The sequence below is a fragment of the Pyrodictium delaneyi genome (assembly GCF_001412615.1).
Lineage (GTDB): Archaea > Thermoproteota > Thermoprotei_A > Sulfolobales > Pyrodictiaceae > Pyrodictium > Pyrodictium delaneyi.
Map to the genome: position 1 here is coordinate 281,881 of NZ_CP013011.1, position 26,434 is coordinate 308,314.

General features: G+C 55.8%; 21 protein-coding genes, 1 tRNA gene, 1 pseudogene and 2 CRISPR repeat arrays (1 of these 25 cut by a window edge). Of the genes and pseudogenes, 10 read left to right on the forward strand and 13 right to left on the reverse strand.

Features of this window, described 5'->3' with window-relative positions; translation table 11 throughout:
• Positions 1-9: 9 nt before the first annotated feature.
• From Pyrde_RS10570 to Pyrde_RS01500, 3 genes are all read right to left on the reverse strand, one after another.
• Positions 10-75 (reverse strand) — tRNA-Gly (locus tag Pyrde_RS10570).
• On the reverse strand, positions 64-1,659 hold the full coding sequence (locus Pyrde_RS01495) for an ABC transporter permease family protein (protein ID WP_055407595.1): 1,596 nt from the start codon (positions 1,657-1,659) through the stop codon (positions 64-66). Before Pyrde_RS01495 ends, Pyrde_RS10570 begins: the two co-directional genes overlap by 12 nt.
• Positions 1,623-2,936 (reverse strand): thiamine ABC transporter substrate-binding protein, encoded by a 1,314-nt coding sequence (locus tag Pyrde_RS01500; protein WP_055407597.1) that lies wholly within the window; start codon positions 2,934-2,936, stop codon positions 1,623-1,625. Before Pyrde_RS01500 ends, Pyrde_RS01495 begins: the two co-directional genes overlap by 37 nt.
• Before the next feature lie 208 nt (positions 2,937-3,144).
• Here Pyrde_RS01500 and cas6 point away from each other — a divergent pair, with 208 nt between their 5' ends.
• Complete coding sequence (gene cas6, locus Pyrde_RS01505; RefSeq protein ID WP_055407598.1) at positions 3,145-3,984, forward strand: CRISPR system precrRNA processing endoribonuclease RAMP protein Cas6; 840 nt, start codon at positions 3,145-3,147, stop codon at positions 3,982-3,984.
• A gap of 313 nt (positions 3,985-4,297) precedes the next feature.
• Positions 4,298-7,872: a CRISPR direct-repeat array (repeat unit 25 nt; unit sequence GCATAACTCAAAAGAGAATTGTAAG).
• 15 nt (positions 7,873-7,887) lie between these two features.
• On the opposite strand, the gene Pyrde_RS01510 is transcribed toward cas6, so the two are convergent.
• Entirely contained in the window at positions 7,888-8,883 is a 996-nt protein-coding gene (locus Pyrde_RS01510) for a tRNA guanosine transglycosylase family protein (RefSeq protein ID WP_055407600.1), read from the reverse strand.
• 44 nt (positions 8,884-8,927) lie between these two features.
• Between Pyrde_RS01510 and Pyrde_RS01515 the strand changes: the two genes are divergently transcribed.
• Both Pyrde_RS01515 and Pyrde_RS01520 read left to right on the forward strand, forming a co-directional pair.
• Positions 8,928-10,502 carry a DNA double-strand break repair nuclease NurA gene (locus Pyrde_RS01515; RefSeq protein WP_055407602.1) on the forward strand — a complete coding sequence of 525 codons (1,575 nt, stop codon included), beginning with the start codon at positions 8,928-8,930 and terminating at the stop codon, positions 10,500-10,502.
• A complete protein-coding gene (locus Pyrde_RS01520; protein ID WP_055407604.1) occupies positions 10,502-12,514 on the forward strand; it encodes an ATP-binding protein in 2,013 nt (670 codons plus the stop codon). The genes Pyrde_RS01515 and Pyrde_RS01520 overlap by 1 nt, the downstream gene beginning before the upstream one ends.
• A gap of 256 nt (positions 12,515-12,770) precedes the next feature.
• Here Pyrde_RS01520 and Pyrde_RS01525 read toward each other — a convergent pair whose 3' ends face one another.
• The 6 genes from Pyrde_RS01525 to Pyrde_RS01550 form a co-directional block, all read right to left on the reverse strand.
• On the reverse strand, positions 12,771-13,604 hold the full coding sequence (locus tag Pyrde_RS01525; RefSeq protein WP_180385504.1) for a CRISPR-associated endonuclease Cas3'': 834 nt from the start codon (positions 13,602-13,604) through the stop codon (positions 12,771-12,773).
• 8 nt (positions 13,605-13,612) lie between these two features.
• On the reverse strand, positions 13,613-15,352 hold the full coding sequence (gene cas3 / locus Pyrde_RS01530; RefSeq protein ID WP_082419389.1) for a CRISPR-associated helicase Cas3': 1,740 nt from the start codon (positions 15,350-15,352) through the stop codon (positions 13,613-13,615).
• Positions 15,353-15,369: 17 nt separating this feature from the next.
• Positions 15,370-16,524: a hypothetical protein gene (locus Pyrde_RS01535; RefSeq protein WP_055407610.1), complete on the reverse strand. Its 1,155-nt coding sequence runs from the start codon at positions 16,522-16,524 to the stop codon at positions 15,370-15,372.
• Positions 16,525-16,526: 2 nt separating this feature from the next.
• A complete protein-coding gene (locus Pyrde_RS01540) occupies positions 16,527-17,354 on the reverse strand; it encodes a type I-E CRISPR-associated protein Cas5/CasD (RefSeq protein ID WP_055407612.1) in 828 nt (275 codons plus the stop codon).
• Positions 17,355-17,457: 103 nt separating this feature from the next.
• Positions 17,458-18,522 (reverse strand): type I-A CRISPR-associated protein Cas7/Csa2, encoded by a 1,065-nt coding sequence (gene cas7a, locus Pyrde_RS01545; protein ID WP_055407614.1) that lies wholly within the window; start codon positions 18,520-18,522, stop codon positions 17,458-17,460.
• Between the two features lie 25 nt (positions 18,523-18,547).
• The gene (locus Pyrde_RS01550; RefSeq protein WP_055407615.1) at positions 18,548-18,874 is read right to left on the reverse strand and encodes a hypothetical protein; all 327 of its coding nucleotides are present in this window, start codon (positions 18,872-18,874) and stop codon (positions 18,548-18,550) included.
• Positions 18,875-19,263: 389 nt separating this feature from the next.
• On the opposite strand from Pyrde_RS01550, the gene Pyrde_RS01555 reads away from it, so the two are divergent.
• The gene (locus tag Pyrde_RS01555) at positions 19,264-19,926 is read left to right on the forward strand and encodes a helix-turn-helix domain-containing protein (RefSeq protein WP_143522202.1); all 663 of its coding nucleotides are present in this window, start codon (positions 19,264-19,266) and stop codon (positions 19,924-19,926) included.
• A gap of 227 nt (positions 19,927-20,153) precedes the next feature.
• Here Pyrde_RS01555 and Pyrde_RS10575 read toward each other — a convergent pair whose 3' ends face one another.
• Positions 20,154-20,303 (reverse strand): hypothetical protein, encoded by a 150-nt coding sequence (locus Pyrde_RS10575; RefSeq protein ID WP_156327977.1) that lies wholly within the window; start codon positions 20,301-20,303, stop codon positions 20,154-20,156.
• A 299-nt stretch (positions 20,304-20,602) separates the two neighbouring features.
• Here Pyrde_RS10575 and vapB point away from each other — a divergent pair, with 299 nt between their 5' ends.
• Complete coding sequence (gene vapB / locus Pyrde_RS01560) at positions 20,603-20,827, forward strand: type II toxin-antitoxin system VapB family antitoxin (RefSeq protein ID WP_055410603.1); 225 nt, start codon at positions 20,603-20,605, stop codon at positions 20,825-20,827.
• On the forward strand, positions 20,824-21,264 hold the full coding sequence (locus Pyrde_RS01565; RefSeq protein ID WP_055407619.1) for a type II toxin-antitoxin system VapC family toxin: 441 nt from the start codon (positions 20,824-20,826) through the stop codon (positions 21,262-21,264). The genes vapB and Pyrde_RS01565 overlap by 4 nt, the downstream gene beginning before the upstream one ends.
• A 57-nt stretch (positions 21,265-21,321) precedes the next feature.
• Here the strand turns inward: Pyrde_RS01565 and cas4 are convergent, their stop codons facing one another.
• Both cas4 and cas2 read right to left on the reverse strand, forming a co-directional pair.
• Entirely contained in the window at positions 21,322-21,951 is a 630-nt protein-coding gene (gene cas4 / locus Pyrde_RS01570; RefSeq protein ID WP_143522203.1) for a CRISPR-associated protein Cas4, read from the reverse strand.
• Positions 21,923-22,195, reverse strand: a pseudogene (gene cas2, locus Pyrde_RS01575) (CRISPR-associated endonuclease Cas2); the annotation flags it as partial. The pseudogene cas2 and the gene cas4, both read right to left, overlap by 29 nt.
• 155 nt (positions 22,196-22,350) lie before the next feature.
• Here cas2 and cas4a point away from each other — a divergent pair.
• Genes cas4a through Pyrde_RS01595 form a run of 4 tightly spaced genes read left to right on the forward strand, consistent with a single transcriptional unit; the run spans position 22,351 to position 25,687 of the window.
• Complete coding sequence (cas4a, locus tag Pyrde_RS01580) at positions 22,351-23,166, forward strand: type I-A CRISPR-associated protein Cas4/Csa1 (RefSeq protein WP_231656817.1); 816 nt, start codon at positions 22,351-22,353, stop codon at positions 23,164-23,166.
• Positions 23,167-23,182: 16 nt separating this feature from the next.
• Positions 23,183-24,184, forward strand: coding sequence for a CRISPR-associated endonuclease Cas1 (gene cas1 / locus Pyrde_RS01585; RefSeq protein ID WP_055407627.1), 1,002 nt, complete (start codon positions 23,183-23,185; stop codon positions 24,182-24,184).
• A 17-nt stretch (positions 24,185-24,201) separates the two neighbouring features.
• Entirely contained in the window at positions 24,202-25,317 is a 1,116-nt protein-coding gene (locus Pyrde_RS01590; protein ID WP_055407628.1) for a hypothetical protein, read from the forward strand.
• Complete coding sequence (locus Pyrde_RS01595; RefSeq protein ID WP_055407630.1) at positions 25,286-25,687, forward strand: hypothetical protein; 402 nt, start codon at positions 25,286-25,288, stop codon at positions 25,685-25,687. Before Pyrde_RS01590 ends, Pyrde_RS01595 begins: the two co-directional genes overlap by 32 nt.
• 345 nt (positions 25,688-26,032) lie before the next feature.
• Positions 26,033-26,434: direct repeats of the CRISPR family, unit length 25 nt; unit sequence CTTACAATTCTCTTTTGAGTTATGC; it runs 3,048 nt beyond the window's last position.

Genomic DNA, 26,434 nt, shown 5'->3' on the forward strand with positions numbered 1-26,434 from the left:
GACAAGGTCTGCCGGGACTTGAACCTGGAATCACCGGCTTGGGAGGCCGGCGCCTTGTCCTGGCTAGGCTCTAGCTCTTGCTATGTATTTGGCGGCTGTTGCGGCTAGGCCTATGGCTGCTAGGCTCATGGCTTCTAGGATGAGTGCTGCTAGGCAGGCTTCGTGGAAGAACCTGCCACTGCCGAGCATGTTGTAGACTAGGACTGTTAGGCTCCAGGTGCTGGGGATTGAGACGACTATGCTTGCGCCGAACTCTCCCAGGCTGGCGGCTGCGGCTAGCCCTGCGGCGAGGACCGTGAGGGGTGCTGTGGCTGCTAGTAGGTGGCGGATGAGCCTGGCTCCGCGGAGCCCGAGGAGGAGCATGGTGTCGCCGACTTCGCGCTGGAGCCGGGCCCAGGCCTCCGCCATGACCCGGCTGGCTAGGGGGAGGCCGGCAGCTGTGTGGGCTAGGAGTATGAGTAGCCTGGAGGCTGTGTCGCCGCCGAGGAGGCCTGCTAGGGGCCGGTAGTAGGCGAGGCTAGCAGCGACACCGTAGGCTACGGGGGCCACGGCTATGAGCGAGAGAGCTGCCACGGCTAGGCCGCCCTCGGCAGCCGTGAGCCCGAGGACTAGGGCCAGCGTGGTGGAGGCGGCTGCGTAGAGTAGGCTGTTAGCCACGGCGCCGAGTAGCCCTGGGCCCCGCTCCGCGTAGGCCAGGAGCCTCCCGGGGTCCGCGTCTAGCGCCTGGAGCGCGAGGCCAGCCACGGGCGCGTAGAGGTAGCCCAGCAGCACAGCTACATAGGCGAGGGCTAGGAGCCTCCAGGCGCCACGCAGCTCTAGCACGCCCTCGCCCCGGGCAGCTAGCGGCGACGAGACTAGGCCCCTGGACAGGCGTAGAACCAGCCACGCCGCTAGGGCAGCTAGCGCCAGCTCCGCGAGGGCGAGCACTGGTACGAGCCCGATGAGCCCCGGGAACCCGCGGTACAGGGTGTAGAGCCAGGCCTCGAGCGTGTAGTAGCGGTAGGCTGCGCCCTGGACGAGGAGCGGGGCGGCGCTCGTGAAGGAGTAGAGGAATGCCAGGCTCCAGGCGTAGGCCGCGGCGCGCCGGGTGAGGGGGATGAGCACCCGGAGCCATAGACGGGGCCCCCGTAGCCCTAGTACACGGGCGTGCTCGACTACGCTCCTCTCGGTCGAGCCCGCAGCGGCCGCGGTCATGGCGGCTGCTAGGCCTATGTTGAAGTAGCTGTGTAGCGCTAGTACCCCCGTCCAGCCCTCAGCCAAGGCGTGGAGCATGGGGGCCTTCTCGCCTAGCAGGCCGCCCTCGCCGTAGACCGCGCGGAGCCCCAGAGCCACCGCGGCGACCGGGGACATGAAGGGCGCCAGGCTTGCCGCCACGGCGGCGCGGGCGGCGGGGAGCCAGTAGAACCCGGCGAGCACGCCAAGAGGCCAGCCCAGGGCCACTGCGATGGACGCGCTCGCGGCGGCCTGGCCGATGGTCCAGGCTAGGACGCGCGGGAGGCTGAAGGGTGGAGCCCCGCCTGGGGGCCAGAAAAGAGCCAGGGCCACGGCTATGGGGAGCGTGTAGAGCAGCGCTATGAGCCACGCTGCCGCCTCTAGCGCGCGGCCGAGGCCCCCGAGGAGCCTTAGCCGCTCATCACGCTTAGCCAGTCGCGGAGCCACTTCTCAAGCTCCCCTGCGACCCTGCTGCCGGGGAGCAGCTTGTTCCCGAGCTTATCAACGCTGTCTACGCCTAGAGCGTAGCGGTAGAAGCTCGGCAGCCCGGCCTCGCTGCTGGCGGGGAGCATCCACTGGCTAGTCGGTATCTCCTCCTGGACCTCCCTGCTCAGCAGCCAGTCCACGAACTTCTTGGCCTCCTCGAGGGGCGCGCCCTTGATTATCGCTGCGCCTTCTACCTGTAGCCAGCCTATCTTCTCGCCGCCCGCCACCAGCACGGTGGCTTCGACGCTCGGTTTCTCCTCTCCACCCTCCCGGGCGTTGTACCAGGCGCTATACGCCGGGTCGGTGCCATAGCTCACTACTATGGCCCTGGGGCTGCCCTCGCGGAAGAACTCGTCGTAGGCGTCGCCCCAGCTCGCCGCCACCATTAGGCCGTTCTCCTTCATGGCCCGCCATAGGTCTCTCCAGTCCCGGTTCTCCAGCTCAGAGACCGCTACCGTGTAGAGGAGGAAGTTGAGCCCTGTACTACTCTGCGTCGGGTCCTCTGCTACTATCCGCGGTGCTAGTGCGACAAGCTCGTCTAGCGTGACGCCATCCCGGAGCATAGCCAGCTCGGTCTCGTTGAGCCGGCCCGGGTCGTAGACCAGCGCTATAAGCCCGTAGTCTACCGGTGTCGCGCAGCCCTCTGGGTCAAGCGCCTCTACCAGCTTCCCCGTTGCTAGCGGGGAGGCGTAGCACTCAACCAGGCCCTGCTTCTTCAGCTCGACGAGGAGCACTGGGTCCACGCCTATAACCACGTCAGCGGTCTCCATCCCGGCGCGGCTCTCAGCTATCACCTGGGTAACCATGTTGCGGGCTCCGTCGAACCGCCGCAGCTCGACAACGATCCCGGTCTCCCTGGTGAAGTTCTCCACAAGCTTGTCGAACAGCTCCGGGTCCTCGCCCCACGCCATGAAGTCCTCGTACACGTAGACCACTAGCTTCTTCCCAGCCTGGGCAGCCGAGGTGGTGTGTGTACTGGCCTCAGTCTCTCTAGCCGCCTCCACCTCCGTCTCCATGGCCGAGTGCTCTGCCTCGTGCTCCTCCTCAGTGGCCGTAGCAGTATGTGTAGCTGCTACCGTGTGCCCGGCAGTATGCCCCGTAGCCGTAGCAGTAGCCGTCGCCTCCCCCGCCGCCGGCGACGGGGCTCCACTCTTCTCCTGCGCCACCAGATACGATGCTGCAACGAGCACCGCTATAATCGCGACGCCCACCAGGAAGTATACACCGCGCTGCGCCAAGACCAGCCATACACCCCCGTGAAAGAGCTTCTACCCAGGAGACCAGGCCCATCACCGGCCCCCTTTTCAAAACTACGATAACAGGGTTATAGGGCATGGCACTGTTACAACACCAAGGAGGCCGGGCAAACACGAACCCAAGCACCGTATTTATGCCCAGGCCCCTATTGTGTCACCCACAGCTCCCCCGGGAGGGCTGCCCAGCACCTTGACAATAGAGACAATCTTCTACGTAGCCCACGTAGTCTTCCGTCCACTCCGCCGCGTACGGCTCACAGCATGGAGCGGTGTCTACGCGGGCCGCACAGTCTACGAGAGCCTCAATAGAGCCGGCATAGTCCTCGACAAAGGCGGGCTCTTCCGCGTCTCCCCCATATACCCCCAGGGCTCCACAGCCCCCGTCGGCGGCTACCTGGCGCCCGGCGAGCCGTACTGGTTCCGCGCCGTCTTCTGGGGCTCACCCGGCATAGCTACAGCCCAGCAGCTAGCCACCGGGTTCATGGCTGGCCTCGGGCTCTGGACACAGGAGCTACAGGTAGAGGAGCTACGCATCGAGGAGAAGAGGCTCAAACTACCACACCCCGACACCCAGGGCGAAGGAGAACCCATAGCAGCGCTCATAGAGGTACGCCACGGCCCAACATTCTACCGGTTCCACGGCGCAGTCGTAGCCTACCCGAGCCCCTGGAGGCTGGTCGCAAGCATAGCCCGCAGACTCAGCACAGCCACCGGGATAGACTACCGGCCCCTAGCCCGCCGCCTCCAGCCATGCCTAGAGCTAGCAGTAGACCGAACGAGACGGATACGGATACGCATAAGCCACGGAGCCGAACCCCCAGTATTCCACGGCCAAGCAGCATACCACGCAGCCTGCCCCAGAGCCCTCGCCGAAGCACTACACCAGCTACTAGAAGCAGGACTCTACACCGGCGCCGGAGCAAGCCCAGGCCTAGGCCTAGGCGAAATACACCAAGTCAAGATAGAGAAGCCCCGCCACCGGATACCACCTCCGCTCGAGCCATGGATCGAAGAAAAGGAAAGCAACTAGCCAGAGCAGGCAATGACGACACAACATTAACGCTATTCTCTCCCAGCTTTTGTCTGCTGTGTCGATTCTCTGTTCTGGGGTGTTTTGGATCTGGTTTCAACTCTATGGGGACACGTAATTAGTGGATTTGAAAGTGTTCTTGGGAACACGCCTACACCCTTATAAGTCTTCATGGGAACACACTTCACGGAGACACAGTGCCCGACGGTAACGGAATTGAGACTGTTCCCAAGAAGAAGAAAACAAATAAATACAGGAACCATAGAATCCTACACCACCAGAACCCAACAAGAAACCATACATTCCACACAAAGCATAACTCAAAAGAGAATTGTAAGTCTCTGCTACATGAAGCTCTACAAGGTAGTCAAGGTGCTCGACGACGCCGCATAACTCAAAAGAGAATTGTAAGGCGTCGGATGGTATGTCGAGGACGGCAGGGCCTATGGCCACGCGCATAACTCAAAAGAGAATTGTAAGGTGCTACTCCGGGCCACCCGCAGCTCCTAGGGAAGAGCGTGAGCATAACTCAAAAGAGAATTGTAAGCATACCGGGCAAGTGGAAGGGCTACCTTCGCCCTCATGGCCGCTGCATAACTCAAAAGAGAATTGTAAGTGTATGACTCTTCGCCCAGTCGAGCGCCCCCACCTCCTCGAGGCATAACTCAAAAGAGAATTGTAAGAGACCATGCCTGGACTGGGACGGCCGGCCTGCCAAGCCGGCGAGCATAACTCAAAAGAGAATTGTAAGACCAGGGCCGCGGGTTTGTCAGCGGTATGGATACCCACGAGCATAACTCAAAAGAGAATTGTAAGTTCTCGAAGTGCCACTCTATCAGCGCATCCCTTACACGCTGTATGCATAACTCAAAAGAGAATTGTAAGAAAGTATAGAAGCGTACCCCCGCTGCGCCCCCGCCTGGGCATAGGCATAACTCAAAAGAGAATTGTAAGATAGCCACGGCGGGCTCGGGCTCGACGTACCATCTCACCCTTATAGCATAACTCAAAAGAGAATTGTAAGCAAAGAAGCTAGCGGAGATAGAGGAGCTTCTGGAGCGCTTGCATAACTCAAAAGAGAATTGTAAGTCCCGGTACTCCACACGTACTATGTAGCGCATTAGTCCTCCAGCATAACTCAAAAGAGAATTGTAAGCATGTGCGTGCGCCTTGGACCGGGCCCTCGGCGGGCCCGCATAACTCAAAAGAGAATTGTAAGCACTTGTAGCCGAGCAACAAGGATCACTAGATTTATATACGTGCATAACTCAAAAGAGAATTGTAAGCTACTGCGGAGGAAGGAGAATCAAAGAGATACTCGAGGAATACGCATAACTCAAAAGAGAATTGTAAGCTCACGGCGAAGCGGCCACTCAAAACGCCGAAGATACCTAAGCATAACTCAAAAGAGAATTGTAAGTGGCATCCACGGCAAGCCACCGCCCGGTGATGGGAAGGAGCATAACTCAAAAGAGAATTGTAAGATAGTTACTGTGACGGGTATACTTACTGTATCTATCTGCTCGCATAACTCAAAAGAGAATTGTAAGTAGCGAGTAGGATGAGGATAAGAGAGTTCAAGATCATGCTGCATAACTCAAAAGAGAATTGTAAGCGGTAGCATTGCCCGTGTCCTCCTCCCACTCCTCTATATACTCGCATAACTCAAAAGAGAATTGTAAGCTTCAATACATTACACTCAGCCTTGTCTCCAGTGTGTTTTAGAGCATAACTCAAAAGAGAATTGTAAGGGCGTCGAGCCCTCACGAATGCAACAACTCTCTCGCGGGCATAACTCAAAAGAGAATTGTAAGGTTTTCCGGGCTGATGTATGGCTAGTTTTATCCTGCCTAGCATAACTCAAAAGAGAATTGTAAGAGACTATATCGTACGCGTTGTGGCCGTCCTGTTCCCGCGCATAACTCAAAAGAGAATTGTAAGCTCATACTCGCTCCTTATCTCCACGCTCATGTCTCTCCCCCGAGCATAACTCAAAAGAGAATTGTAAGTTGAAGGAGTTAATGGCTGATATATGGGCGTTCTTCGGTAAGTTGCATAACTCAAAAGAGAATTGTAAGGCAGGTGCTGGGATATCGTGGTGAACGGGCCCGAGTGCGTCTAGGCATAACTCAAAAGAGAATTGTAAGAGCTGTTGATAGAGCTGCGGATATATTAAACAGTTTGAATATGCATAACTCAAAAGAGAATTGTAAGTCATTAGCTCGCCGCGGCACTTATGCCAGCATACGTGGCCCAGCATAACTCAAAAGAGAATTGTAAGTACTCCCCAGGGAGGTTCTCGACGCGGAGCTCAAGGTCTGCATAACTCAAAAGAGAATTGTAAGAGTCAGTCTTAATCATACCAAATGAGGGCACTGTCAGCCGCATAACTCAAAAGAGAATTGTAAGGTCGTTTGGCATGATTAAGACTGACTGGGTGGAGGTGAGGCTGGCATAACTCAAAAGAGAATTGTAAGGGAAGGGGCCGGCTATCTGCTTGGTCTCCTTCACTACGTCGTCGCGCATAACTCAAAAGAGAATTGTAAGACTCCTCGTGACCATGAACGCGAAGACATCGGCCATGAGGGCGCATAACTCAAAAGAGAATTGTAAGCGCTTATCCAGCGCCGGCAGCATGACCTCGGCCCTTCCGTAGGGCATAACTCAAAAGAGAATTGTAAGCGAGGTATGCGAGGATGCGGATCTTGGTCGGGAGTAGGCGTTGCATAACTCAAAAGAGAATTGTAAGGGATCTGCATCGCGAGGGCAGTATAAGGCTTCTAGGAGTAGTGCATAACTCAAAAGAGAATTGTAAGTGAAGCTTATGGTGCCGCTAGTGTCTATCGTGAACTCCTGCATAACTCAAAAGAGAATTGTAAGAAGGCCAGTGCGGCGTGGCGCGGTGTGAGGCTGGGCAGCGGCGCATAACTCAAAAGAGAATTGTAAGAAGGAGTGTCCCCGAAAGTGGAGCAAGTGCCTAAAGTCCTAGCCGCATAACTCAAAAGAGAATTGTAAGTGGCATCTCCAAGGCTGGACTTATCGCGCAGTCTTCAAGCCTGGCATAACTCAAAAGAGAATTGTAAGATTCTAAATTTTTATGTGGGTTATGCTGGCCCAGCGCCAGCGCATAACTCAAAAGAGAATTGTAAGACGCACCGCCTTATCGTGAACTCTAGATCCTCCACATGCATAACTCAAAAGAGAATTGTAAGTGTCGCGGCTGTTGCGGCAGCGATAGTCTTTGTAGCGTACCAGGCATAACTCAAAAGAGAATTGTAAGCTATGTGGTTGACTGCTATCCTGATGAAGTGTAGTAGCATAACTCAAAAGAGAATTGTAAGTAGAGGGGTGACAGCGTCCGTGACTGAGTATGTCTGTATAGGCATAACTCAAAAGAGAATTGTAAGATTTTAGTTTATGCGTTCAGTGGCAAGAGGGAGTAAGCTAATAAGCATAACTCAAAAGAGAATTGTAAGCTCTTCGGCAGTATTCTGCGCTCGAGCAGCCCCGCCTCTGCCAGGCATAACTCAAAAGAGAATTGTAAGGATGGGACATGGTACACGCTGGCAAGCGAGGAAGTGCAGGTAGTGCATAACTCAAAAGAGAATTGTAAGTTGCTGAGGGTTATCGGAATCTGCGTCGTGCCGCTGATGCTCGTGGCATAACTCAAAAGAGAATTGTAAGACCGCCAGGATGGCCACGTCCACGACCAGGCTGCTGGCCGCTCCCGGCATAACTCAAAAGAGAATTGTAAGGTACCGCTCTTGCTGCCCTGTATGGTGTAGCCCAGTGGCGGCATAACTCAAAAGAGAATTGTAAGCTTAGCAACATCATCACCACAACCTACATCTATGTGGTGGAGAACACAACTCAAAAGACGACTGTAAGTATACCGATTAGGATCTATAGCCTTAGTCTAGTATGGTGTTGTGTCATTGCAACATAGATGTGATGGAGTTCTCTAGCTAGCTGCGGTCGTCTTGATAGTAGCTGTAGCGTCTTTTCGGGGTTCTCTAGTATTTCTAGCAACTGGTAAGCGTTGTGTATAGTCCTTGCGAGTACTCCCTGTCTACCCCACTCTGCTAGCGCTTCGGGGCTAGCTCTGCATGCTGGGCAGTTGCAGCGAGCTGCTATCTCTTGGGGGGTTGCGCGTGGTCTTCCCGGGGTCTGGCGGGGCGCTGTGAGGGCCATTGCAAGTGTCTCGGGGTGCCGGGTTAGCCCGTAGCGGGCGTCTTGTAGGGGGCTGCTAGTGTCTGCAGTGTCTGCCAGCCTTGTGTGGGCTAGTGCTGCGAGGAGGCTGTTACCGGCCCCAAATACGTGGATGCGCTTATCGATGTGTACTCGTGCATAGTGGATGAGCCTCAGAGCTTTGGCTGGCTGGTAGCGTGCGAGGGGTGCTAGGCTTCCGAGCCCTATAGCCTCGACTGTGGGGGCTGTTCGGCGGAGCTTCTGGAGGGCATCAGACAGCTGGCTTGGGGTATGGGCGTGGAGGGGGTAGATGAAGTGGTCTCCGAAGACTCGAGTCCAGAGTCTGGCGTTGTTCGCGGTGGCTTCGTTTGCTGCGCGGAAGTCGGCGTCATCGGCCTTTAGGGGGTTGGGGACTGGGGTGTCTAGCGCGACTGGTTTTGCGCCTACCTCGTCGGCTAGTAGCTGTTGGATCTCTATGACCTTCTCCGGGCTCGGTAGGCGGCCGCGGCTTATGAGGCGGTAGCCGCCACTATCGACGATGACGTCGAGGCCTCGGAGGAGCTTCACGGATCTGGGAGGGTTGCGGGCAGCGTCGTCGGCTGAGACCATTACGTGGGGGTGGCCGAGTATGTGCCAGAGCTGGGGGTTTAGCTGTGTCAGGCTGTGGACGAAGTAGACCACCGTCATGCCGGCTGCCACACCTGTGGGCAATCCTTATATCTCCAGGAGTTGAGGTAATACCCGGGTTCTAATGCTTGTCGACGCCAACCCTACTAGACATAGCAGGCATAGCAGGTGAGCTGCTACGCATAGCCTCTACCAGCCAGCCCCGCCCAGCCAGCATAGGAGGTGCAGGTGTAGGCGAGGAGGACCGCGAGGAGGAAGCCGAGGGCAAGGTAGTATGGTCCCGGCTCCCCGAGCCAGACCTAGTAGGCCAGCGGCTGAACTCGCTCATCCATCCTCTCCCCGAGCCGCCGAGCCGGCTAGAAGCCTACGGGCTGGATGGTAGCAGCCAGCGGCTCGAGGCAGCAACACTCTTCATGGGTGTATACAGCGTCGCCATCTCTCACGTATCCAACATAATCGTGGTTGGCTCCTACCCCGACATTGGTGTCCTCCCTCGCCTCGAGCTAGGCCAGGAACCCGTGATAAGCCTAGGGCTCGGCTACACTGCTACCCCCTCCTTCGGCAGACTTGTAGCCGACTCTCCACTAGTGGATCCCCGGATCTTCGCCTCGCTTCTACCCGGGTGTAGCGGTGGAAATGGGCAGCCCCCCTACTGCCGCGTGATCGCTGAGCTAGACTACTGGAACGGCTTCAACCGGCAGACCATGCTTGACGAGAACCGGGTATGGCTCGAGAACCGGGCGCTAAAGTGGCTGCTAAGCTGGGTCCCCAGCGGCTCCCTAGTCTCCGTAGACGGGCCTATCTTCAGCACACCGGGGCTCTTTGTACAAGTCGCTCGCAGCCTAAGCCTAGCTGGACTCTCACCATACACCGCGTTGAAGGCCTATTACGCGCTAAGCTACCTTGTTAATGTGCTCGACCGGGGCAAGCTGATAGAGGAGGCGCTGATACGCGGTATAAGGCTAATAGGTATCGTAAAGCGGCTTGAGAGAAGCCGCTTCCTCGCCTCGGCCTTGATGGCCGATAAAGAGTGGAGGAAGAGGGTAGAGGCTGCTGGGTTCTACGCTTCCAGAGACGCCCAGCTTGTAGAGATGCTCGTCCGCGCCTACGGGCCCAGGGGCTGGCTAGGCGGCTACCAGGCCCCCGCGGCTATAGGGCCCATCTTGACGGTGCTTAACCTAGGCGGCGTGGCTGCTTCTATCCGAGAGCTAGCTGGTCTAAAGAATAGCAAGGACAACAAGCTCGACGCCTACCAGCCAGCTATACGCGGCGGACGCAACCTCGCAGATGTGCTGGAGCTCCGCGGCCTTGGAAGGGTTTATGCCCAGAAGATGCTAGTTAAGAGGAGCTACTACCTCTACGTTCCCTCGCCCCTCCACGGCAGGATCCTGCTGCGAGTCGAGATACCCGTCGTGATGCAGAGCGAGTATGGCGTCACCATAGACGGTCGTGGTAGCATAGTCTTCGACAAGTGGAGGCTACACGACATGATCGAGGACGATCTCAAGCTGCTCGCAGGACTAGTAGAGCTCATGGGCTATCCTGACGCCGCCCAGGTGCCACTCCCCATAACGCTAGCCGACCACATTGCACGCCGCGTCTCCAAGCACAGTGCTCGTGTGCTCTACAATACCCTCCGCCACGCTGTGGGCTTCAGCTACGATACACACCTATCGATGGCCGAGCAGGGGGCTGCCAGGTGATGAGCAGCGGGGCCGAAGGCGCGAGCTTTGAGAGGATGGTGAGCGAGCGCCGCCGCATAGTCCAGCGCTATGAGGAGATGGTAGAGGCTGCGGAGAGGCTCGCAAGGCTCCTCGCTGCCGAGCTGGGGGTGGAGACGCTACAGCAGTATGGCTGGCTTGTAGGCCGCGTATCCGCGTCCCGGGATATAGGCTCCGACCTGGTCCCCGTGGATATGGCGCCGGAGGCCTGGATAGGGCTAGCCCATAGCCATCCTGAGGTCTTCTCGCCGGGCTACTTCTACGCTATAGTTGACCCGAAGACTGCGAGTATAGTGCTCGGCGAGGTGGCGGAATCTACGCGCTCCAGCATACCCGGGGTGCTCGGGGCGCACGAGCCGCTCACCAGTATACCGCTCGCCAAGCCCAGCCCAGTAACAGTAGCCGGCAACGTTGTCAGCATAAGGTTGTACGTGAGACCAGTGCTAGCAGTCCACCTCGGCAGAGACGGGTTCGAGAAAGCATCGAGGGCCCGGAGCCTGGAAGAGATAACCCAGCTACTAGCCGGAGCGGAGAAGCTTGCACCAGCCTTCCCCCTCGACCCGGGAAGCCCCGTCGCTATACCACATCCACGGGTACTCTCAGCCCTCATAGCTCCAAAGGGCGACGTCGTGCTGGGAGCGCTAGCGATAATGGACCAGCCATACCTCGCAGCCGGCTCCCCGGTGCCAGTATCCCTCCCCTGGAGCGTGATGGTGAAGCACGTCCTCGTGACCGGGACAACGGGGAGCGGTAAGACGAGCCTTGTAAAGAACGTGCTCTACAGTGTTTCGAAGACGAGCCGGGGCAGCGTACACATAGTCGTGCTCGACGCCAACCAGGACTACGTCGCCGGGCTCTTCCCGGGCTACATTCCCGCGTCCCTCGTGGACGCGAAGAGAGCTGGCATACTAAGGCTCTACGGAGTAGGGGCCAAGCCCGGGGAGCCGGTGAAGGGGCCTGCACTCCGGGGCATCGTAGCCATACCCTGCCCTGGCGACCACTGTAGCCCCAGAAACGAGGCAGAATACTACGCCAAGACATTAGCCGGGATAGCCAGAGCCATGTACAGCCGCACCAAGGGCGAGTGCAGGCTCACAGACAGCCCCAAGCTCCTAGACACGGGGATCCAAGACGTCTACGAGGCCCGGTACGCCGTGGACTGCGGCGGCGAGGAGACAGTAAGCGTGTACATCGCGCCCAGGAGCATAAAGCTGAAGGATCCAAAGCAGCTAGCAGAGATAGACCCCTACATGACGGAGCGCGCCCGCGAAGTACTCCCAGCGATAGTGGACTCTCTGAGCTGCCGCAGCCCACACCCCGCCCAGCTCGCCCACTGCATAGAGCGCAGGATACAAGAGGCTAAGCGCTACGCGCCCGAGGCGACGCTACAGCACCTACTCCGCCGGCTACGAGTCCTCGCAAACACCGGCGTGATAAACACGGCAGCACCGGGGATAGACTACAGCGAGCTAGCAAAGGCGATGAGGAGCCTCGCCGTGGACACACTAATGCTCGACCTAGGCTACGCTGCAGCCAGAGCCCAGAGCGACCCCACAGCCGTCAAGGTGCTACTAGGCTACCAGCTCCTCCGCAGCCTAGCATCAGCCGCAGAGAAGGGAGAAAGCCCCGGTAAGATACTCCTAGTAGTCGACGAGGCCCACCTATTCTTCCCCAGGGGCGGCGGCGAATACGCCGAAATGCTCCGGAGAACCCTCGAGCGCCTAGCAAGGCTAGGCAGGAGCCGCGGAATATCCCTACTACTATCCACCCACCGGGAGAGCGACCTCAGCCCCCTCGTAGTCACACTAGCCAACACCAAGATATACATGAGGACAGACCGTAAGACTGCAGAAGAGCTACAGCTACCCACCGAGTACCGCAAACGACTACCATTCTACGCCGACTACGCCGCAGTACTCTCAAGCTATGCAGTCCACGGAGGCTACCTAGGCCTAGTAAGCGCACCAGCAACAATAGGCCACAGAACAGCATAAAGGCTACAACAGCCCAAGCCGGTCCACGGTTCTTAGGCAGCTCCTACACTACTGTTATGCCTCCGAAGTCAGCCAACCAGCCCCCTTCCACCCCCAACCTTGTAGGGGCTTAATCTCAGAAGAACATGAACAAGCTCTATAAGTCACGTACTGAGAATATGAGTACAAGAATCAGGAATTTAATCATCCTAAAATAGTCTGGAATAGTCTTTGAACAGTCTATCCCCTATGACTCACTGTACCCTTAGGCTTTTTGTCAGAGCCTACTCAATAGCCTTTTCATGAATTTTATACCGTCCATAGCTATCCCTTTTAGCAAGTCTGTGAGCTGTACCTTACCTTCTATCCCAGTCATAAGACGCCAAGAGAGTTCCTTGAGCGCTGTTGCAGCATAGCCTCTAGGGTGCTCGTTGTCTTTTCTCCTCCCATCGAGGATTGAGGCTGCAAGATAGTCTGCAAGACTTAGGAACCCGGTTAGCTGTGAAGCATAGAATGCTAGTCCCTCTTCTCTAAAACCGACTATTCTTGTGAGGTTCTCAACGTGTTTGCTTAGTGCTATAAGAGAGCCTAAGGGGTCATAGTCATTGTCGAGGCTATTGAGGATCATTATTATGGGTCTTGATGGTGGACATGTCTCTTCGAACTCCGAGGCTAGTAGTGCAAAGTCTTCCCGTGAGAGACCGTGGACTCTTCCCTTCTTAGCCTCCCTCCGACAGAAGTCAATACTCCTCATGCCATGGTGGTGTCTGAGCGCCGCTAGCCCTGCTAGGCCTGCGAGTAGTTGTGCATACTTATCCTCTATACGTCCTTCCAGGATACGTATAGAAGTATCCAGGACAAGTTTACCTGCTACTAGTTCGTGGCACGTAAACACGGGGCGTGTGGCAACTCTCTCTTGATACCCTGGTGAGGCCTTCCCAGCATCATGGAGAAGAGCAGCAATCGCTGCTGCTATGTAGAGGCTCTCAGCATTCACGCCTAGCCTATTTGCTGTGACTCTGAGTTCCTCGCTAAAGAGGCCCAAGAGCAAGCCTGCAACATTGCATGAGTGATGCCCTAATCGTACCCTAGCCCATGCGTATAGGGCCAAAGTCTTTATCATACCCCCATTAGGCCCAGTCCCTTCACATATGCCCCGGGTGCCGTGACAAAGAGGAGTTGGAACCCCCTTACTCCTGCTTGCTGCGAGGCTTCTCGGAGAAGTACGGGGTATAATTCTGTATAGCTCCTACAATCGCTCAGAGCCTTTGCTACACGGCTGCGGGGGAGTTCCACAGGCACCTTCACTAGTTCATCACTATAACCCACCAAGACAGCTTTACATTTATTCCTGTCACAGTCTAGCACACGTCTACCGTTACGCTCTAGCCACGTTAGTAGGTCAAGTGAAATTTCAAGAGTATCGTAGTCCTCTCTACCGTTGTCCTCAAGGGGTACAGCTAGCTCTACTAGTGTTGCGTTCCTTACAAGGCTGCAATACTTGCTGAACAGTACCTTTGAGAGCTTTGACCCCTCAAAGACACCTTTAATAGTATGGCGGAGAATTTCGCGGTAAGCAGCAGCCTCATGGCTCTTAAGCATGACTAAGCTCTCAGATTCGTATTTCTCTACCAGCACGCGGAAGGATGTAAGGGTTTTACCATTCAGCCTATGTGTGTCAAGTAGTCTCCACTCAATACCCCCTTTCTTTACAATCCCACATATCGTGCCTAGTGTTGATGCAACAACGTTCTTAGGGTAAGGATAGGTCTTTTCTGGCATATATAGGATGATCTCGGGTGGCTCGGTTCTGCACCTTTCAAGGGTTCTATTGCTCCTGCACAGTCTGCCTGCTCTCTGTGCAAGACTGCTCGGCGCAGCTGCCTCGGTTACAAGGATCTCAGCATCCACGTCTACACCAGCCTCTACGACTTGTGTCGCCACTATGAGCTTGGCAGAGCTTATACGCTCAATAGCTTCCTCCCTATCGCGATGAGAAAGCCTTCCATGAACAAGTACAACGTTTTTCCTACCTAGGCGTTCTATAATGCTCTCATATATTGATAGTGCCGAGGTCACAGTGTTAGCAACGACCAATACACGGCGTCCCTCTAGAGCATATTCTACTGCACGCTTAACAGCCTCATCCCTATTGGGAGCGATACTCGTTCTCCAGGCAATGTTATGCTTCTCTTCGTAGCCCCGATCTATCACACAACGCCAGTCAGGCCTACAACACTCTCTACACACTACCACTATCTTGGCCCCCATAACTCTGGCGATATCGTTGACAAGCCTTTCGCTCATAGTAGCAGTCTCAACAACTACTGGTATATTAGCCCCTGCAAGCACCTGGAGGACTACTGAGAGAAACCACCGAGATAAGGGTCCCTCGCTAGCCCACGGCTCGGCATACAAGTGCGTCTCATCGAGCACCACGAGAGACGAGGCTATAGCTGCTCGAGGCAGCTCATAATGGCCCTCGAGAACTCCCTCAAGCACTCCCGCGAGCTCAACGACCGGCAATCTCGCAATGTTGAGCGCGAAACTATCAAGAGTAGACACCACTGCTCTGCGGAGCATGAATCCTGAGTAACCCTTTTCCTCTAACCTTAATCCTGCAAGATAACCTGCGGCCTCACCTAGTAGCTCTTTAAGGAAGCGGTACTGTTGCTCAACCAGGGCCCTCAGAGGAAGTATATGCATGACACGTGTAGCAACACCTTGTCTACTAGCTTCCTCGAGGAGCTTAGGCACAGACTTACTCTTGCCATAACCCGTAGGAGCAATAAACACGACATTTCCGTGCAGTGACTCCTTTACTAGCGCGTCAATCCCTGGCCGCTCCCACGGGTTCACAAGGTTTCACCCTATAGTTACGGTGTCAACGTGTACCGTAGCCTAGCGTAGTACTCTGAAAGGACACGAGCAGCATAGTCTAGTACTCCTTTTTGGCCAATACATTGTCTACTATCACTTATCCCTCGTAGCAATCTGACGCAATCGTAGAGGTAAACATCGTTGTCGGTCAGAGTGTACAGAAAGAGCTTGCTAACACAATGCGCAACAGCCTTCCTGCCAGGATCCGGATCACTGCCACAGACGCCAGTAGAGACACTACGCCACAACAAGGGCGCAAGAATGGCGAGCGGCTTTGAGCCAAGCTTGCAGAGAATCTCGGAGAACAACAGCGGCAGAAGCTGGTTGAGTATGGCACGATTACCAGACTCAGTTACAGAAGCAATTAGCAGCATGTTAAGTTTCGAGTCCACTCCACCTACCTTCATACATGTCTCATCGACCTGCTCCTCAAGTAACTCAGCTATGAAGGCTGAGCCGTACAAGAGGAGTAGTACGTCAAGGCTAACTGGAAGCTTCTCGGCTCCCCCGCTGACCAGGAGTTTCCCTAGTGGAGCCAGTTGCGAGTCTGATGCAGTGTACACTAGGAGGGAGTATAAGAGTCCGATATTGTCTAAGTCGTAGGTGCCGGCTTCTGGGACCGGTAGAATATAGAGACCCCTGCTCCCTACACGTCCAATTTTTGATAACAATCCTCCTACTAGTGCAAGCGTAAACGCCGCAGGCGTCATCTCTTTTAGCAAACTTTTCGAGCCAGGCTTAATACCACCCCTCATTGTTCTCGCTTTTTCAAATATGTTTAGCTTCATTAGTCCCATAGGGACTATCCTAGGGTTATCAAGGCTCACAGAATCACTCAGGATACCATCAACTACAAGTTTTACTGCTATATCCCATCTCCTCTCATCCTTTGATATGGTGCGTCCTAGGATCTTCTGTATAGGCTTATGGTCGTTGCCAAACATACGTGGGGGCTGGATTAGCTTGTCTCTCAATAGGCTTAGTGCTCGCTCTCCAGCTACTTGGATCAATGCGATAAATTCTTCCTTACTACCGAATATTGCTCTATCTTTTTCAATACCTGCTACGAGCGTCGGCTCAATACTGAGAGCCAATAGCTGGAAGCCACGCCCCATGAAGCCAGGCGGGAACAGCTCTACTATATACGTCACAGCTATGCACCCCTTACAGCTAGACATAGTCCCGCGACTTGGTCATCAAGACAGTAAGTTCTCGAGCCTCTTCTCGTCTTGAAGCGTACTGGTCTCTCTGGCGGAAGTATTGTAGAGGGTGACGAGAGAGGGCTCGAAGGAAGGTAGTATGAGATGTACTCTGGTACTATGCTTGCACCACAGAATACGCTTGAAGAAGGCCTCCACATAACTATCTCGCGCACATAGCCTAGATCAAGTGGCTGTACAATATCTTTGTCTTGATATAGCAGGGTAGAGAACATGTCGTTGGACTGTATTGCATCGGATACATATGCTTTAGTAACTGATACAAGGCCTTCCTTGGAGCCAAGCCTCCAGCCAGCCCACGCAAGGTAATCTATAACGTTACTCACCTTTTCTCCAAGCTCACGTGCCAAGCCTTCTGCATCGACTACGAGACCTAGTAAGAGTAGCGCCGAAGGACCATAAGAAGCACCTAGCGCCTGGACACTCCAGGCGTAAGTCTCCCATTGTTTTCTCTCCCTCTGATATGGCAGCGAGACTACATGCGTCACTTCACTATACACTGTTAGCCCCGAGGGACTCTCCGGGTCCAGTCCTGCCCCAGCTGCGAGAGTGTACTTTGCTAGCAGTCCTGCTGGGCTACATATGTCGTTGTGACTGTACTCGCTAAGTCCTAGTAGCCTGGCTAAGGGCTCAGCGTAAAAGCCTATGACTGTTGTTGGTGGCGGTAAGGGTAATGCTGGCTGTGCTGCTGAGAGTCCTGCATAGCGTACGCTAAACCCCCATGCTAGCTTGGCCTTACTCACTAGGATTACTGGCTTCAAGAGGATGGCTACCCCGCGGCTCTATCGTGACGGCTATGGGCGGAGGGAGGGTTAGGACATCCTAAAACGGGGGCTTAAAATTGTTGCTGGCCTTGACTAGACCCTAGGAGAGCCTCTCTAGTGTCTCTTGCTTAGCCTTCTCTACTGTCTCAAGGTAGTTTTTGTGTTTCTCTACTTTGACATTGTCGCATCTAATGGCCTCTGCTAGGCCTTCGGCATCGTAGTAGTATACTGCTGCTTTGAACCCATCAACTATCTTTGCAAGACTGCATGCTCTTGATACAGTCTCTGCCAGGTAGTCCCTACCGTGACCAGGTGAGACATTGAAGGGTATAGGCTCTGTCACCGCTGCTACTAGGCTTAGTATCTTCCAGTGTGGCTGGAACCGGGAAATCTTCGCGCCCCAAGCCATTCCACCGAGGAAGGCTGCTAGCGCGTCAAACGCTGCCTCTACCCGCCTGAATCGCTCCTCGAGCGGAAGTATGTATGGATCCTTCCCGCTAGCTCCTTCGTTTTCCATGCTGCGCGCTCCTACACCTGTAGCGTCTAGGGCGAAGTTGAACACGTAAACAGCACTACCTATCTCGACATAGTATATGGCTTGTTGGGTGGTCTCTTCTTCATCTCTTCTTTGCCCGGCTTCCGGTGAATATCTAACATGGAATTGTGCCTCAGTTGCAGCTGCACCAGCCTCCAGCGCGTCAAGTGCTGGGATCATATAGCCTATACGGAATCTTGACGTACGTTTAGCATTCTTTGCCTTTGACTTTTTCTCCTTTGCAGCTACTAGGAATCCCCCTACATCCTCGATAACACAGTTTTTTACAACATATTCTTCAACTTGTGCAGCATTTTCAAAAACTGCGTACTCTTTCTTATCATATTTCCTGAACACTTCTTCATTGCTGTGCTTGAGAAATATTCCCTGGCTGCATGCGTTGCAGACGGGTATGTTTCTCTGCTTTGCTATCTCTGCTAGGAGCCGCTGGTAGTGGTGGGCGAGGCTCTCGCCGCTGATCACGGGTACGTAGCGGAGTACGAAGCCTTGGTCTGTGCGGAGTACTACGGGGGCGCGGCGGTGCCGGACGACGTTGCCCACGTTTTCGGCCATGTTTAGAGCTTCGAGGTTTACGAGTAAACGGGCTGAGAGCGAGAAGAAGACGGGCAAGAGGGTTCCACCTCCTCTCGGGGGGTTATCTCCCGAGTGCGAGGAGTGCAGCAGTGCGGGCTAAGCGAAGTCCCTCTTCGGCCCTACGGGGGTCTAGGAGGAGCTCTGCTATCTTTTCAACCTCGTACTTAGCCTTTTCAACTACTTCCTTTGCGTTGCTGGGGCAGTCCTCTCCCCGGTCTCCGCTTAGACAGCTACTGCGGAATATGCGGAGTGCATCGTAGAGAGCAGCTAGGGCTTGGTCAGGGCCTAGCGCGTTAGCTATACGGTCAAGTACGCCGAAGCGCCGGGTCCTGGCGAAGAAGGAGAGTAGCTCCGGTAGCCTGTAGAGCCGGAGCTGTTGCTCCTGCAAGATCCGCCGCCGCTTTATACAGAGTTCTTGTAGACAGACTTAAGTGTTGCTGATATAGCGTTCACGGCACCGTGGAGGAGGCTATCATCTCCATCTACTTAACTCCCTGAAGGATTTAGACGACGTTGAAGCTGTCGGGTGAGCACAGCACTCTGGCACTTGTAGCTAGTACATGGTCCTCCCTGACAAGTTCTGTATAATTCAGTTTTGCTTCTACTTGGCGCTCCTCGGTAAGGTCTTACGTCAACCGTGTAGTTGACAGTACAAGTCTATCCAGCCAGCCTCGCCAGCATTCTCTGTTTACACTGCCATGAACGTGATGCCTGGCCGGAGGCCGTTGCATTATTAGGTTGCTGCGCTGGGCGCGTGTCTAGTCTTTGGGAGTTACAGTGGAGCGGCAACGTCTGGTTGTTGCGACGCTGGGTTTCGACGAGAGGTTTGCATTGAGGGCCCTCACTGAGCACCGTCCTGACCGGCTGTATGCTCTAGCTCTCTATACGGATGAGTCTTCGTGGAGCCGGGTGAGTAGGGCTTTCTCCCAGCTGAGACTGTTTGCGGAACAGCTCGGCGTCGGGGCAGAGCTTGTCCGGATAGACTATCGTGGTGAAAGAATTTCCGTGCTTGCTGGCCGCCTTAAGGCCCTGCTAGAGAGTTACGCGGAGAGCTCTGGTGAGCTTGTGTTGGCGCTTACCGGGGGGCCGCGGCTTCTCGTGGTGGCTGCCCTTGTGGCTGCATTGTCTCTGCCGGAGAGACTCGTGGAGAGGATGGTGCTCCGGCTGGAGGGTGAGGGCTTCGACGTCGTTGCCGAGGAACAGTTGGCGAACCTCCGGTATGTCGAGCTCGACCCGACTGCCCGGAGGGTGTTGGGGCTCCTTGTCGAGGTTCGCCGGGAGGGCCGCTGGGTGGGCCCTACCGAGGTCTCGGAGAGGCTTGGGATACCAAAGTCTACGGCGTATAAGAAGCTCCAGGAGCTAGTGGCGCGTGGGCTCGCGGAGTATGACCAGCGGAGCCGCCGCTACACGGCGACAGAGAGGGCGTATGTGAACGCCTAAACGGTTCTCTGAATAGTTTTCTGGATCGCATTACGCCTCTTCGCCGGCTATGCTTAGCTATTGAGGCTAGTGCTGCTAGGACTTGGAGCGAGAGTACGAGCTTCTTAGCCTCCACGACCCCCTGTACCAGAGGGTAATGGTGGCAAGGTCTCTGGCCTTGTTATTACTGTGAGTTCGCCCTACTTCGCCACGTATGTGTATACTTCTCCCTGGTTGATCGCGCTTGCTCACCGGCGTACCAGAATCATAGTCTTCTCCTTCCCGTCTAGGAGTTTTAGGAACTCGTCTGGCTCTACGACGAGGAAGCAGTATGCGTATGTGCCTGCACGGGCAGTCACCGGGGCTCCCGTAATTGTGGAGCTAGTGTAGACCACCATAATTTACACCACAGCTATTCGGTAATAGAGTACTGCTGATTTTTATTATCTCTATGTAACGCTTCTTGAGCCCTAGTGAGGGCTATAGCGTGGCGCTACTTGTCCCTTGTAGACGGCTTATGAGGATGCTCAGTTGCCGAGCCTAGCCTGGCGCCGGCAGGAGCTGTTGTGCTCCTTGTCCGGTGAATAACTCACTATGTGCTGGTCTAGCCTTGTTATAGCTCCTTTGCATGGTTACAGCGCATAGTAATGATATTTATAGCTCTGTCTACGAAGTTGTGTATACTGGTGACCGTTTATTGAGCACTGTAATCTCTGTGAGGGTTCCGCGTAGGCTCCGGGAGGAGCTGGAGAGACTTGGCATCGACTATGCTGAGGAGATTAGGAGGTTTCTCGAGCGGAGGATCCGGGAGGAGAAGGCTAAGAGGATACGCGAGAGGCTAGCCAGGCTTAGGAGCAGGATCGGCAGCGTCGAGGGAAACGTTGCTGCGGAGCTTATCCGCGAGGACCGGGAGCAGCGATGACGCGGTTCATAGTCGTGGATGCGAGCATTCTCGTTAAGTGGTTCGTACCAGAGGAGTTTAGTGACAGGGCAGAGGCCATTCTTAACGACCACCTAGACGCCAGGGTTGCGGTAGCTGCGCCATCTTACGCGCTGCTAGAGCTTGCTAACGCTCTGAGAAAGTACGTCGCAAGAGGGGTCATGGGTCCCCGAGAGGCTGGAGAAGCTTTCAGCCTCCTACTCGAAATGGACATAGAGTTTAGGGAGATGGATGAGGAGCTTGCAAGGGAGGCTCTAGGCTATGCTCTCGACAATGGAGTTACTGTGTATGATGCCTACTACATTGTTCTCGCGAAGAGGCTTGGTACGGTCTTCTACACGGCTGACGGGAAACTGCTAAGACAGCTGAGGGGACGAGAACACATAGTCAGGCACGTCTCTGAGTACAAGCCGCCATAGAACCGGTGCACGGCATAGAGCCTAGGCGCGCTTGGACATGGCGGCATTTTCGACGTGCTATGCCTGAATGCTCGGGCATACGCCTCTGTAGCTACAGGCCCGGCAGCGGCTTCTCCGTGGCCTAGTCCATGGCGTGATTCCGGTCTCCAGTATCCTCCATAGTTCTCTGGCTGCTTCTTCTACTAGTCTGCGGTGCCTAGGGGTTATCCGAACCTCTATCAGCCTGGCCGCCTCCGTGGCGTAGACTAGGGTTTTCTCGCTTGGCATTGCTAGGGTCTCCTCGGCCGCTATCGTGTAGGCTGCTAGCTGGGCTAGGATGTGCTGTGCCCGGCTATAGAGGCTCCTCCTAGAGACGCTGAGCTTTGCCTCAACTACTACCAGGGTCTCTCTCGGTGTGACTGCTACGAGGTCTACCCGGCCTACTAGGCCGAGGCGCCGGCTCTGGACAGGCTGCTCCCATAGAAGCTCCTGAACCTCTATTCTGGCTTCTTCTAGCCTCTCTACCAGCTCCGCCCGTTGCTCGCCAGTGAGGCCTCCCGACTGCATGCTCTGCGTTGGGCGCTCACTCCAGAGGAGCAACTTGTGGTACGCTATCATTGGACACCAGTAATACTCCTTCACCAGGGTTATTGGGAGGAGCCTCTCCTCGTCCACAATGCTATACGACTGTGACTTGGCGTGCTGCACGGCCAGGGTCACCCATAACCTGGCCAGCTACCAGCATGCGGCGAACGTAGTCGTCCGGGACGACCACGGCTACAACGCTGTCCGTAGCGCGGTCTATGATGCGCTGAGCTGCCCGTATCGCCTCCTTGGCCTTGGTCTGGCCGCCGCGGCCTATGAAGACGCTCCGTTGCACCCGTGTCATACCTAGGGCTTCTAGGAGCTTTGCCATGCGCTGGCGGCGGTTGTCGTCGCTTATGTCGTAGAAGACTACTACGTAGGGCGCGACCCCACACCCCCGCTAGGTATTACCTGGTATTACTTTGCAGAGGTTATTGATAAACAATTCTATCATAAAGCAGCCACGGTACTACTTATCACTAGAGCCTCCATCTAGTAGTAATACTAGGCGCTGCCGGGTTGGTGCTGCCCCGCCGCGTCTGGGACTACATAAGGAGCCTAGGCAGCGAGGGAGCAGCCTACGCCGAGATACGGGGCTGGCGCTTCGACTATGTTGCACCCCGCTACCGTTACCGGCCTAGCGTCAGCGAAGTAGCGAGCTACTGCCCCAGCCGCCGCGACATATACCTCCGCCGGGTAGTAGGGGTGAAGCCTCCGCGCAGCCAGCAGGCTGTCTACGGGATGCTCGTCCACGAGTTCTTCCTAGAGCCTTTTAGGCTCGTGGACCGCGGTGTCACCGACGTGGAGGAGCTTGCGGCTGCGCGGCGCCAGCTAGCCCGCCGGCTCGGTGTCCGGCCGGACCGGTTTCTCCTCCGGGTCTACAGCCTCGGCGCCGCGCTAGCCCTCCAGTCCCTAGTAGAGGGCGGGGTCCCGGTCCGTGTCGAGCCCCAGCTCCCCGGGGCGCCTGTAGGCCTAAGCGACATGGTGAAGCCTGACCTCCTCGTGGGCTTCATCCCGGTCGAGGTGACTACGGCGGATCCCTATAGCACATATGGCGGAAGGAAGGAGCTACAGCTCGCTGGCTATGCTCTAGCCCTTGAGGCGTGGACAGGGTTCCCCGTAGACTATGGGGTTGCCGTCTACATCCGGCGGCGCGAGAGCGGCGATCCCTTTCCCGAGTGGCGTGTCGTACCGATAGATGATGGTCTGAGGCGTAGCTTCCTACGCGCCCGCGACGAGGCGGCGATGATTGTTGAGAACGGGGTAGACCCGGGCCCAGCAGGAGACGGGTGCCCCGCATGGTGCCCCTTCCGCGGCACAGTCCAGGGCTGCTCCTAGCGTAGGGTACACGGGGGTGTCCATCCTGGAGAACGTACTAATAGTCTCGACCCCAGGGTCGCGTATATACGTCCGGCACGGCGTTGTCTACATCCAAGCCCCTGACTCCAAGCCCATACCCGTCACCTTTGACACGGAGCTCCTCGTACTCGCTACGGGCGGCGTATCGATATCGGGGCGTGCCCTCCGCCGCCTCTCGGAGCTGGGTGTACGCCTAGTCGTCCTCGGCCAGAGGGGCCAGGTAGCGGGCGAGCTGCGGCCCGTGGATAGGGTTAACCGGACCATAGAGAGCCGGCTGGCCCAGTACCGAGTCAAGCTCGAGGGCCGGGGCCTAGCCTACGCTGCCGAGATGGTGTACGCGAAGATAGTGAACCAGGCCAGGCTCCTACGATACCTCGCCAAGAGCCGGCGAGAGCCCTGGCTCCGCGACGACGGCTATGCGGTAGAGGAGTACGCGGCTCGGCTACGCAGCACCCTAGACGAGGGGCGCCGGCTAGACGAGAACCTCGTAAGAGGCCTCGAGGCACAGGCTGCCCGCCGCTACTGGTCAGCCCTAGCGGCGCTGATACCCTGGGACACAGGGTTCCGGGGCCGCGACCCACGGGGCGAGGACCCGGTGAACAAGGCGCTCAGCTACAGCTACGCGATACTCTACAGCGTGGCCAGCGACGCGCTCACCGTGGCGGGCCTGGACCCCTACGCGGGGTTCCTCCACCGCGACCGGAGCGGGAAGCCGAGCCTCGTCTACGACTACAGCGACACGTTCAAGCCAATCGCGGTAGATAAGGCGCTCTTCACTAACATCGACCAGCAGCTATTCGAGCTATACCAGGGCAGCCTCACCTACACAGCACGCCGCGAGCTAGCCAGGAGGGTGCTCGAGAACCTAGCATCGCCCTACACGGACGCAGCAGGCAAGAGGAGGAGGCTCCGAGACCATATATACGGCTACGCGTGGAGTCTAGCACAGAGTCTCCGCGAGAACCGCCGATACCAGGCCTTCCGGGCCCGGCTTTAGCAGAGCGTGGCCGGGGTATGAGCTGGACACTCCTAGCCCTCGTAGGAGCTGACAAGCTAGAGATACACGCCCTAGCCTCGAGCATAGCCCGGGTCTACGAGGACTACCCGGTAGAGAGCCTCGTAGTAGCCAGTTCAGAGCGGCTATGGAGCCGGAAGAAGCTCGAAGAAACCGTCCAGGCTATATTGGGAGAGTTGGGCATAAGCCTCCAAGCCAGAGCTGTGACGGTGTCTAGTTGGCTTACACGGCGGGAGGGCAGAGAGGCTACCGCATCAGAGGAGATCCACCAGATACTCCGCTCCACGGCGGCAAAAGGCTGCACCGTAGTCACAGCCACACCTGCGAGCCGCCGGCTAGCAATGGAGGCCGGTATCGCAGTAGGCCGCGCCATAGCCCGGGGTCTCTGCGTGGAGACAACGTTCCTGGACTTCCTCTGGGGCCAGTGGCGGGGCCTACCCTACCCCTATGTACCCCGTGTAGTCGAGCCGCTAACAGTCATACCACCCCGCTATCGTCCCCTAGACTGGCACGGCCGCAATACAGCCGATAAGACGCCGAGCCTGACTGGTAGAGGCTGCAGAGACCGCATAGCAGGCAAGTTGCCTCCTCTCCGTTGTCTAGTCGCAGAGCTAGCTAGAAGGATAAATGCTGCCACAGGGCCGGGGCCCCTAATAGCTGAAGACACCAGGGAAGAATGGCCCAAAGACGGCTGCGGCAGGCTCGAGGCAATTACAGAGCCCGGGGGCCAGAGCCGAAGAATCGTAATCCGCGATACATGTAGCCTCGGAGACTGGCAAGAAGCCGCAAGAGACCTCCGAGCAATGCTACGCGATCTCGCCGAGTACTTCGTCACAAAGGATGGCCGGAAACCTCTTGACCAGCTACCAGCATTCACCGGGCTAGAGCATCTGACGATAACAGGGAGACGCCTCTCCGAGCTAGCAGCACCTGTGCTTGCAGATACAAACCTCATCTACGCTGGACTCCACAATGAAGCCTTTCTGGATACTCATATACTGGCTCCCATATTGTGTAGTATTAGAAGTAACCAGAAGGTACGCAGAGCACTCCAAGAAACATGTCAACCCCGCAGAGACATTCATGGATACACTAGCTTATACAGCTATAAGTGAGCTGAAGACTGCAGGCGCATCGCTAATCCCTTCACACCACTATATGTGTGATATAGCAATACCTCTTATAGACCCTCTACTTCTAAACGGCACAATACTAGCTACCCGTGATGCCGGAGCACACCAACTATGGAGCCAACATCCAGCTACATCAAAGATAGCAAAGCCAGTACTTGTAGCCACAAGTAGCCTAGCCAGCGAGGAACCAGGTGAACCCGTCTACGCAGTACTACAGACACTAGTTGCGCTAAAGACCCTAGAGAAGCTCCTACCCAATAAAGAGTTCAGAGTCAAGCTGGTAGCCAAAAGAGACAGCAAAGAAACACATATAGACATTCCAGCCCTAAACCTAAATACAAAGCATCCATAACCGAGCCTAATGTAGAAACACCCTCAACCTAGCATAGGCATGCTCTATGAGTAAAAGCATTAGACACAAACATTATCATATAAGAATCATAAAAAGAGCCATTAAAGAGCGCCGTGAGGAGTTCAACAAGCTCCACGAGTACGACATGAAAGCAGAAACTGCTAGGCCGGTCTGGCCTTCTGTATCCCTGCCGGCCACTTATAGACGTTTAATTCCAGACATAATAATATCTCTGTTTACATTATTAATCACAAGTCTAGACTCCCTAAGCTTGTAATCTTAGTAATTCTCCGTTGAGTCAAGCTTTCGTCGTTGTTGAGACTACATCTGGCACGGCAGCATTGCATTACAATTCTCTTTTGAGTTATGCTTGACGCGTATGTTGGTGAACTCCACCTCGCGGCACGAGAACCACGCTTACAATTCTCTTTTGAGTTATGCATGCCGATGGTGCGTACGGCACGCTGAGCGCATGCTACGTGACACCTTACAATTCTCTTTTGAGTTATGCCGGTACTTTGCGAATATCCTGCCGGCTATTAGCGCGGCGCGTCTTACAATTCTCTTTTGAGTTATGCTCCCGGGCCTGAAACCGTGGCCGGGCGCCCTGCCTGTGCTGAGCTTACAATTCTCTTTTGAGTTATGCGTGCCCCTGTTCTAGCGTCTAGCCCACACATTTCTTCGGCTTACAATTCTCTTTTGAGTTATGCATACTTGGCTACGGCTGTTAGGTCTAGACTCTGTGCC